A 6,281-nucleotide genomic window follows, 5' to 3' on the forward strand; every position below is an offset into this window, starting at 1 on the left:
CCGGCCCCGGGCGCGCGGATCAGTCGCCCCGCAGCCGGACGAAGGTGGCCGCCGGCGGCCGGCCGGTGACGGTCACCTCCGCCCGCAGCGGGCCGGTCAGCGGCCGCAGGCTGCCGTGGTCCGGGTCGCGCACCGGTGCGCCCAGCAGTCCGTCCACCGCCTCCGCCACCTGCCGCGCCTGCACCGCGGTGAGCCGGGGCGTGGAGAGCAGCACCGGGCCGTCGTCCAGCTCCAGGACCAGCGCCTGCGGCCGGGCGGCCGTTCCGACGACCGCGCGGACGGTCGCGTCGACGGTGTCGCTGCGCCGGTACTTGACCCAGAGCCGGCCGGCGCCGCGCGCCCGGTAGGCCGAGCCGGCGGCCTTGCAGACCAGCCCTTCGACGCCGGTGCCGGCCAGCTGCTCCATCCAGCTCAGCGCCTCCGTCCGGTCGGTGGTGGCCAGCACCGGCTGGACCGGCGGCGGGACGCCGTCGAGCGCGGCCAGCAGCAGCCGGCGCCGGTCGGTGAGCGGCAGCCGGCGGACGTCGCGCCCGGGCAGTGCGAGCAGGTCGAAGGCGACCAGCCCGAGCGCCACCCCGTCCGACGCCCGGCCCTCCCGGGTGCGCAGCAGTTCCTCGAAGGCGAACCGGCCGTCCCGCCAGGCGACCAGCTCCGCGTCCAGCACCAGCCCGGCGGGCAGCCGGGCCACGGCGGCGGCGATCGGGGGGAACTCCGCGCCGAGGTCCCGCCCGGACCGGGACTGCAGGAACGCCGGGCGCTCCCCGCGGGCGAAGGCCACACAGCGGAAGCCGTCCAGTTTCAGTTCGTACTGCACGCCGGAGCCGCCGAGACCGTCGGACGGCGGGACGGCGGTCACGGCGGCCGGGCGCATCACCTCGACAGGCGGCTCCAGCACCACCGGGGAGCCGGTGCCACCACCGGTGTCGGTGCCGCTACCGGTGGCGGTGCCGCTACCGGTGGCGGTGCGGGTGCGCGTGCGGGTGCTGCTGCGCGGCGGGTCGCTGCGGCCGGCCGGTGGCTCGTCCGCCGACGCCGACGCCGATGCCGGCGGGGGGAGCGGGCGGGCCCGTCCGCCGTCCAGGAGCGGCGCGAGCAGGTCCCCGAACTCCGCCAGCCGGTCCGGGAGTTCGGCGAGGTCGAAGGTCAGGTCCGCCGTCGAACCGGCCGCCTCCAGCTCCGCCCAGGAGACCGGCGTGGACACCGTGGGCCGGGGCCGGGCCCGCAGGGTGTAGGGCGCGGCGGTGGTCTTCTTGCCGTTGTTCTGCGACCAGTCCACCAGGACCCGCCCGGCCCGGCGCGCCTTGGCCATGGTGTGCACCACCAGGTCCGGATGGGCCGCCTCCAGCGCTGCCGCGAGGGCCTTGGCGTAGGCGGAGACCTTGCTGCTGGGCGTCGGCTCCAGCGGCACCAGCAGGTGCAGCCCCTTGGAACCGGACGTCTTCACCCAGCAGTCGAGGCCGTCCGCCGCCAGCCGCTCGCGCAGCAGCCCGGCCACCGTCCGGCAGGTCAGCACCGACGCGCCCTCGCCCGGGTCGAGGTCCAGCACCAGCCGGTCCGCCAGTCCGGGCGCGGCGGCGTGCCACTGCGGCACGTGCAGCTCCAGACAGCCCAGGTTGGCCGCCCAGAGCAGCGCCGCACCGTCGTCCAGCACCACCTGCCGGAGGTCCCCGGAGCTGCTCGGCACCTCCACGGTGCGGACCCAGCGGGGTGTCCCGGCGGGCGGGTTCTTGGCGATGAACGCCTCGCCCTCGACCCCCTCCGGACAGCGCAGGAAGGAGACCGGACGGTCCCGCAGATGGGGCAGCAGCACGGTGTGCACGGCCGCGTAGTAGCGCAGCACGTCCCCCTTCAGCGTGCCGGTGCGCGGGTAGTACACCTTGTCCAGGTGCGAGAGGGCGATCGTGCGCCCGTCCACCACCATCTGCGGCATGGCCGCCTCCGAGCTGCGCCGGGACCGCGCGCCCGTTCGCCGGGCCCGCGCAGCCAGTCTGCCCGCCCGCCCGCTACGGCGCGAGCAGGCTACGGGCCGTCCGGAGCAGCTCCTCGTCGGCGGCCGGCTCGCGCACCCCGGCGAGGCCGGAGCGGAACAGCGAGGCGCCCTCGACCAGCATCAGGAACACCTGGGCGCGGCCCTGGACGACGGTCTCCGGCAGGTCGGGCCGGCGGTCGGCGAGGTAGGCCGCGATCCGGGCCCGGTAGTCCGCGTAGAAGGCGCGGACGGCGTCCGCCACCGCCTCGTCCCGGGCGGCGAAGGCCCAGACCTCGGCGAACAGCCGCACCAGCCGGGCGTCCTCCTGCTCGGCCAGCAGGGCGCTGATCAGCGCCTGTGCCGTCCGGTCGGCGGCCTCGGCCGCCCCGGCGCCCGCCGGATCTGCCGTCGCCGCCGTCGCCGCCGGGGCGAGCAGGGGCGCCAGCCGCTCGGCGGACCGGGTGAGCACCCGCCCCAGGACGGCCGCCATCAGCGCGGCATGCGTCGGGAAGTAGTACTGAAGATGCCCCAGCCGGACCCCGGCCGCCGCCGCGACCGCCCGCATCGACAGCTCGGTGCCGCCCGCGGTCACCAGCAGGTCCTCGGCCGCGTCCAGGAGTTCCGCGCGCCGCTGCTCGCCCTTGCCGCTCACGCCGCCACCGCCGCCCGCTCGCTCCGGACGTCGACCGTGACGCCCAGGGCCGCGAGGTCGGCCAGGACCCGCCCCGGGCGGGGCGTCTGCTCCGGGAACGCCACCCCGGCCGGAGCCGGCGCGCCGTCCGTCCCGAGCACCCGTCGCAGGCCCAGCAGGGCGCCGACCGCCGTCAGGTGCGCCTGCCCGGAGCGGTCCTCGACCACCGCGCCCAGCCCGGCCCCGCCGTGCCCGACGTCGATCCGCAACCGGGCCACGCCGCCCTCGCCGGGCGAGTACAGCAGGGCCCGCCGGGCCGGCTCCCAGCGGTCGCCCCGGCCCCAGCGGAAGAGTCCGGTGTGCTTGGCGGCCAGCAGCGCCGCGGTGCTGAGCGGGGAGCTGAAGCCGATCCGGGTGGTGGCGGTGGTCGTACCGAGCGTGAGCGGGAGGGTGAACTGCTCCGGTGTGTCGATCCCGGCGACCTTGGTGGCGTCGTCACCGATCCGTACGGTGCGCGGCCCGCTGAGCGGGGCCACCGACCGGCGGCGGCCGTCCCGGACCACCTCGTAGTCCAGGCCGAGCCGGTCCATGAACTCCACCGAGTCGGCGCCGGCCCGGTCCGCGAGGTCCCAGCGGATCGCGGTCTCGACCCGCTCGGCGCCGCCGAGCCGCTCCGCCAGGGCGGCCGCGACCAGGCTGGTGACCCCGCCCATCCATGCGGAGGAGAGCAGCACGGGGCTGCTCGGGCGCAGCAGCGCCGCCACCGTGGCGGCCCGCTGCAGCCGGGCCGTCCAGCGGGTCACGTCCACGAACGGCACACCGGCCCGGACGGCGGCCCGCAGCACGCGGTCGTCCGGGTCGTTGACCACCCCCACCACGGCGCGGACGGCGGCGTCGAAGGGCGCCGGGTCGGCGAGGTCCCAGCGGCGGACGGTGACGGCGGGGGCGCCGTCCGGTTGCCCGAGCTCCTGGGCGAGCGCGGCCCCGCGCTGCTCGGAGCGGCCGGTGAGCAGCAGGGGCCAGTCGGGCGCCGCCAGCCGGGCCAGCTCGGCGCCGACGGTGCCGTAGCCGCCGACCAGCAGGACGGGACCCTCGGGATCGTGGGTCAGGTGGTCGTGGACGTCCGGGGAGAGGTTCATGGGGAAAGAATAGGTCAGTCGACCTAAAAGTTCTGTGAGCCCGTCAACGGAGCCCCGTCACCAGCGCGTACGCGTCCCCGACGTGGTCCTCGATCCGGGTCCAGTCGACCGGCGGCCCGTCGAGACGCACCCCGACCCAGCCGCGGTGGCCCACGTACGGAGGCCGGAAGTACCGCTCCGGCGCCTCGGCGACCAAGCACTCCTGGGCGCCCGCCGGAGCCGGGCACCAGAAGGCGAGGCGGTCGTCGTGGTGGTGGTCGGCGAGCATCACGAACACCCGGGCCCGCCGCCCGGCCCCGGCGAACCAGGTCGGCTCCCCGTGGCTGACCCGCTCGGACACCTCCGGCAGCGCCAGGCAGAGCGCCCGCAGCCGGTCGACGGGGCCCGCCACCCCCGTAGGGGGCCCCGCCGGCCCCGCGGCCGTCACCGCGGCCACCGCCTCAGCCGGCCGACGGGCGGGGCGAGCCCGGGTAGGTGCCGAAGTACCACTGGTTGCCCTCCGGGTCGGCGGCCGCGAAGTCCCGCGAGCCGTACTCGGTCTGGTGCAGCTCCTTGGTGATCCGGGCCCCGGCGGCCACGGCCCGCGCGTGCAGGGCGTCCGGCTCCGCGGTGACCACGTACGCGCTGAAGGCGCCCGGCTGCCCGGGGCAGGGCTCGCCGCCCCCGGCCTCGGGCCGGTCGGAGCCCAGCATCACGCCACCGCCCTCCGGCCAGGCCAGCTCGGCGTGCGCGACGAACTCGCCCTCGCCGTACGCGACGACCTCCTCGAAGCCGAAGGCCTCCACCAGGAAGCGGATCAGGGCGCGGGCGTCGCGGGCGCGCAGGCTGGGCCACACCTGCGGGGCGGGAGTCTTGTCGTTCATGGGGATCTGCCTCCTCGGGCGGTTCGGGTCCCTCTCACGACCCCCACTCTGGCGCCGCCGCCCCCGGGCCGCCTTGGACGTTTCGGAACTTCGCCGCGTCCGGGCCCTCCTCGGCCAGCCAGAGGCTGGGCGCGCACCCGGCCAGCGCGCGGAACTCGCGGGCCAGGTGGGCCTGGTCGAAGTAGCCGCAGCGGGCCGCCAGCTCCGCCAGCCGGGGCGCCGGGCCCGGAGCGGCCAGCAGGTGCCGGGCGCGGTCGAACCGGATCACCCGGGCGGCGGCCTTCGGGGACAGCCCGGTCTCGTGGCGGAACCGGCTCCGCAGGTGCCGGCTGCTCCATCCGGTCTCCCGTGCCAGCGCCGACACCGGGAGCGACCCGCCGCTGCGCCGCAGCTCGGACCAGGCGCGGACGACCTCGGGCGGCACCCGCCCGGAGGGACGGGCGGCCCGCAGCAACGCGCCGTCCAGGACGGCGAACCGCTCCGGCCAGCCGGCGGCCAGTTGGAGCTCCTCCTGGAGCCGCCCGCTCGCCCGCCCCAGCACGGCGTCCGCCGGCACGTCCACGCCCGCCAGCTCCCCGGCCGGCAGGCCGAGCAGGGCCCGGGCGGCCAGCGGGTGGACGGCGATCTGGACGCCGGACTGCCGCCCGTCGTGGGTGATCAGGGCGGGCGAGGTGTGCAGCCCGCCGAGCAGGGTGGCGTAGTCGCCGCCGGGCTGGGCCGGATCCGGGTGCCCGGCGACGGTCAGCGGCTCGTCCAGGGTGAGGATGAAGGTCAGGTACGGGGACGGCAGGCCCCGGTGCACGGCGGGTTCCAGGCCGCGCTGGCGGTAGCCGGAGTACCAGGCCACGTACGGCCGCAGCGCGCCGGCGGGCCGGGCCCGTACGGACTCGTCGACCGGGTCGGGGAGGTCCTGCGTCACGCCCCAGTATCGGTCCCGGTGCCGGTCCCGGCGGGCCGGGGGCGCCGCCGTGCTGGCTCGCGGGCGCCCGGGGTGTTGCTTATGGTGAGCGCACCGGAACACCCGGTGCTCGGGGGGAAGACCTGCGAAGGAGTCCCAGTGACCACTGCCCGAGAGATCATGCACACCGGTGCCCAGTGCATCCGCGCCGACCAGACGCTCGCCGAAGCCGCCATGATGATGCGGGACATGAACGTCGGCGCTCTCCCGATCTGCGGCGACGACCAGAAGCTGAAGGGCATCATCACCGACCGCGACATCGTGGTCCGATGTATCGCCGAGGGCAAGGAGCCGGCGGACATGACCGCCATGGAGCTGGCCGGGCACCTGCACTGCGTCCGCGCCGACGACTCGATGGAGGCGGTGCTGAAGAAGATGGAGCAGCACCAGATCCGGCGCATCCCGGTGATCGACGGCGACCGGCTGGTGGGCATGATCAGCGAGGCCGACCTGGCCATGGGCCACCGCGACGGCCACCGGCTGACGGACCAGCAGATCATCGAATTCATGGACAGCGTCTACATGATGCGGTGATCGCGCGGCGCCGGGCCCGGTGCGGGAGCGCCCCGGGTCGAGTCGGCCGGTGCCCCTCCGCGTGAGCGGTTCGGCGCCGTCCGGGTGTGCCACGACGCCGCTGGACCGGACCGGGTGGTCGGGTGCAGCGGCGTTGTCGTGCCCGGGTGGGCGGGTGTGGCGGGTGGTGCTGGGGGTGTTACTTGGT

The 6,281-nt window shown here is 76.5% G+C and carries 7 protein-coding genes and 1 pseudogene; 1 reads left to right on the top strand and 7 read right to left on the bottom strand.

The features are described from left to right. Positions 1–19: 19 nt before the first annotated feature. From ABZ497_RS33570 to ABZ497_RS33600, 7 genes and pseudogenes are all read right to left on the bottom strand, one after another. The gene (locus ABZ497_RS33570) at positions 20–871 is read right to left on the bottom strand and encodes a DNA ligase (protein WP_359811113.1); all 852 of its coding nucleotides are present in this window, start codon (positions 869–871) and stop codon (positions 20–22) included. A 180-nt stretch (positions 872–1,051) separates the two neighbouring features. Next, a pseudogene (gene ligD, locus ABZ497_RS33575) lies at positions 1,052–1,930 on the bottom strand (non-homologous end-joining DNA ligase); the annotation flags it as partial. 73 nt (positions 1,931–2,003) lie between these two features. Next, entirely contained in the window at positions 2,004–2,621 is a 618-nt protein-coding gene (locus tag ABZ497_RS33580; RefSeq protein ID WP_359811093.1) for a TetR family transcriptional regulator, read from the bottom strand. Continuing rightward, positions 2,618–3,739, bottom strand: coding sequence for a saccharopine dehydrogenase (locus ABZ497_RS33585; RefSeq protein ID WP_359811096.1), 1,122 nt, complete (start codon positions 3,737–3,739; stop codon positions 2,618–2,620). The genes ABZ497_RS33580 and ABZ497_RS33585 overlap by 4 nt, the downstream gene beginning before the upstream one ends. Positions 3,740–3,782: 43 nt before the next feature. Then, positions 3,783–4,130: an MmcQ/YjbR family DNA-binding protein gene (locus ABZ497_RS33590; protein WP_359811099.1), complete on the bottom strand. Its 348-nt coding sequence runs from the start codon at positions 4,128–4,130 to the stop codon at positions 3,783–3,785. Positions 4,131–4,179: 49 nt separating this feature from the next. Beyond that, positions 4,180–4,602 carry a VOC family protein gene (locus tag ABZ497_RS33595; RefSeq protein WP_359811101.1) on the bottom strand — a complete coding sequence of 141 codons (423 nt, stop codon included), beginning with the start codon at positions 4,600–4,602 and terminating at the stop codon, positions 4,180–4,182. 34 nt (positions 4,603–4,636) lie between these two features. Next, the gene (locus ABZ497_RS33600; protein ID WP_359811104.1) at positions 4,637–5,521 is read right to left on the bottom strand and encodes a helix-turn-helix domain-containing protein; all 885 of its coding nucleotides are present in this window, start codon (positions 5,519–5,521) and stop codon (positions 4,637–4,639) included. A 138-nt stretch (positions 5,522–5,659) separates the two neighbouring features. Between ABZ497_RS33600 and ABZ497_RS33605 the strand changes: the two genes are divergently transcribed. Further along, on the top strand, positions 5,660–6,094 hold the full coding sequence (locus tag ABZ497_RS33605) for a CBS domain-containing protein (RefSeq protein ID WP_329491208.1): 435 nt from the start codon (positions 5,660–5,662) through the stop codon (positions 6,092–6,094). Positions 6,095–6,281 lie beyond the last annotated feature (187 nt).

This window comes from Kitasatospora sp. NPDC005751, assembly GCF_040630835.1.
In the GTDB taxonomy this organism is placed as follows: domain Bacteria; phylum Actinomycetota; class Actinomycetes; order Streptomycetales; family Streptomycetaceae; genus Kitasatospora.